The organism is Moorena sp. SIO3I6 (assembly GCF_010672095.1).
This window is the reverse complement of sequence record NZ_JAAHHU010000516.1, coordinates 1-2,976: the sequence shown is the minus strand read 5'-3', so window position 1 is coordinate 2,976 and position 2,976 is coordinate 1. Positions and strand designations below refer to the sequence as shown.

Annotated in this window: 3 protein-coding genes; 1 reads left to right on the top strand and 2 read right to left on the bottom strand. The window is 42.1% G+C overall.

The genetic code is table 11. The features are described from left to right. On the bottom strand, positions 1 to 1,027 hold a 1,027-nt coding region (locus tag F6K49_RS38825), incomplete at its 3' end, for a calcium-binding protein (RefSeq protein WP_293105823.1). Positions 1,028 to 1,778: 751 nt separating this feature from the next. On the opposite strand from F6K49_RS38825, the gene F6K49_RS38820 reads away from it, so the two are divergent. After that, positions 1,779 to 2,045 carry a hypothetical protein gene (locus tag F6K49_RS38820; RefSeq protein WP_070394685.1) on the top strand — a complete coding sequence of 89 codons (267 nt, stop codon included), beginning with the start codon at positions 1,779 to 1,781 and terminating at the stop codon, positions 2,043 to 2,045. 113 nt (positions 2,046 to 2,158) lie between these two features. Here the strand turns inward: F6K49_RS38820 and F6K49_RS38815 are convergent. Then, a partial coding sequence (locus F6K49_RS38815) for an ABC transporter ATP-binding protein (protein ID WP_293105818.1) occupies positions 2,159 to 2,976 on the bottom strand: 818 nt, incomplete at its 5' end.

Below are 2,976 nucleotides of genomic sequence, written 5' to 3'. Positions count from 1 at the left end.
TAGCAGAGATTTGGACATCACTGCCACTTTGGTTAAACCTCAAGTTACTGAAAGTCAAGGCACCAGACAGACCTAGCAACGTCTTACCAGCCTCAAAGTTAATGATAGTATCAGTTCCTTTGCGTGCTTCTAGGGCAATAATATCGTCACCACCCCCAAGCCTGATCGTATCGTTGCCAAAGCCACCAACTACTAAATCATTACCAGTGCCAGTGTCTATGAGGTCATTACCGATACCCCCATAGACTGTGTTATTGCCTCCGGAAGAGAAAATCTCGTCATTACCAGTGCCGCCATAAATGGTGTCAGGGTTGGAACCGCCGAAAATCTCGTCATCCCCAGCACCACCATAGAGAATGTTTACTCCCTCACTGCCAAAGATTCTGTCATTACCACCTTGACCGTAGATGGTGTCATTATCAGCAGTGCCGAAAAGAGTTTCACCGTTGCTTGTGCCTACAATTACTTCATCTTTCGGCACAACTCTTAAGTTATCCACTAGTAGCGCGGATTCCAACAACTCATCTTCTACATCCACCACTGCCATACCTACTAGATAAGTGCCAGCAGTTGGGAATTTGTAGGTAAAGGTATCGTAGTCTGTTTCCTCACGAAATCCTGTAGGAGACAGCAGAAATGAACTATTGGTATCTGCCAGGTTAGATAAAACCTTTGGGGTGATGGAGACAAAGGCAAAATCCTTGAAGGTGGAGTCAGGGGTAAGCTCATCAGTGAGGAAGTTAAAGTCGAAGCTCAAAACATCCCCAGCGTTGACTGTAATAGGTTGTAACTTGAGAGCGGATCCTTCTTTGGCATCTCCATTGCTAAAACCATCTATACTGCCTGGGTTGAACCCCAAGAAGTTTTCAAGTGCGCTATCACTTACAGAACCGACATCATTAGTAATTAAAGCCTGAAATTTTCCCTGAGAAGGGATACTGCCAAATGCCGCTGTCTCAATGCTGGCATCGCCGATAGTGTTCCAATTTATGAAGTTGCCAGTCTCAAATCCAAAAATAGTAGTCATCAGATTTTGTCTTTGGTAGATTACATGATTGACACAAGAAGGTCATTGCAGACAAACAAATTTAGACTAAGCTCACCTCAAGGCATCAGAAGTTGATACACCAGTTGATACACCAGTTGATACACCAGTTGATACACCCTAAATCAGACTCGTAAAACCGATAATTTTTTCGTAGCTTCCCCTATAAATCAACATTTAAATTTTGGAGTATTCCTGAAAAATTAAAATACCTTAAGGTGTCTTATTTTTTTACCCTGAATGTTTTTGATATTTTGCTTGACTTGACTATTTATCAATTTATCAATTCTTTTTTTAAAGAAAAATACTTTTATTTAAAGTCTTCGTAAAGTTAAGCGTAAACTTGTTCAAGTTTTAGTTAAAATTAGGTAATCACAGTTACCTAGGTAACGCCCATAAACTAGATAGCATCAGTTATCTGAGGCATCTTCACAGATTTCAGGGATCGTAACACTGCCAAAGCCAGCAGCATCGAGTCATTCACAATAGGTTTGATTAGCTGTAATCCAACAAAGGCTCTGCCTTGATATCTGGAAATCGTGACAAATCCTGAAAAAAAGGGTTATAATATCCCTCTGAAGACAAAACATTGATTAACCCTAACAGGTTGATTAACCTTGAGGAATTTACTTACAATTCCAGGGCTGGTCTATTTTCTCTAAGTACATTTACGGTTACGGCGGTCAACTCAGCAATTCTATAATCCCATCAGTTATTGAAGGGCACTAAGGCAATGTATAAGAATTGCGTAATTGACATTAACTCCAAGCCTAATAAGGTTGATAGCGTTTGGCGTCTAGCCGAAACATTATCTGTAGAGGAAAAGGCTGAATTGATTGAGCGCTTGCTTGACCAAGAATCGGGTTTGATTGTGCTGTCAGCAACTACTCACTTAGCTGATTATATCCTGGCCCAGATGAGTCTTTTGTCATCAGAAGGCTTGCTGTACGTATTCAGGAAAGTTGCGGCTCAGCTGTCTAGCAAAGGGAATGGTTTGTAGATTGTTATCGTTAATCACCCAAAATATCCAGCTTGTTCTTTTTTTGTTGGTGGTTAGTAGAGGCGAACAGCTGTTCGCCCCTACAGTAGTCACTAGAGATCAACACACTCTCACTAACGACTAACCACTAACTTATTTCCCAGATTTGATGTAACCTCTACATAGACATACTCAAGCCGCACTGGTTGACGAGCAATGGAATCGAGGGGAATCCCATCAAAACATGCCATAATGTCCTTCAGGTCTAAAGACTCTGGTAGCCAAAACGCTAAATCATTGCCATAGCGGCGATGAGTAAAGCCTAATTCTTGGGCACGAGCGATCGCTTGTTCTTCTTGAGGGGTGTCTACTACTACAATTTCTTGAGCCGGAATCTTTTGCCGTAACTCAACCAAACTCCCCTCTGCTACAATCTGTCCCTGTTTAAGAATGCCAATTCTGTGGCAAAGACGTTCTGCTTCATCAAGGGAATGAGTGGTCAGCAAAATAGTAATTCCCTGGCCCTGAAGACGTCGAATCAAGTCCCAAATTTCATATCGGGCTTCAATATCTAAGCCTGTGGTAGGCTCATCTAAAATAAGTAATTTCGGCTGATGCACTAGAGCAACAGCAATATTCATCCGTCGCTGCATCCCACCACTGAGGGTTTCCACCGGACTTTTTGCCCGCTCTAATAAATTGACCGCAGCAAGGGCAGTGTAAACTTGTTTAGAGCACTGCTGACCATCTAACCCATACAGACGAGCAAAGAAATACAAGTTTTCTTGACAACTAAGGGTTTGATACAGTAAATTCTCTTGGGGAGCAACCCCAATCAGCTTTTTCGTTGCCTCGGACACTGGTTGGTTATTGATTGCGATCGCACCACTATCCGCTCGTAGTAAGTTACAGATGATATTGATAGTAGTTGTCTTACCCGCACCATTGGGTC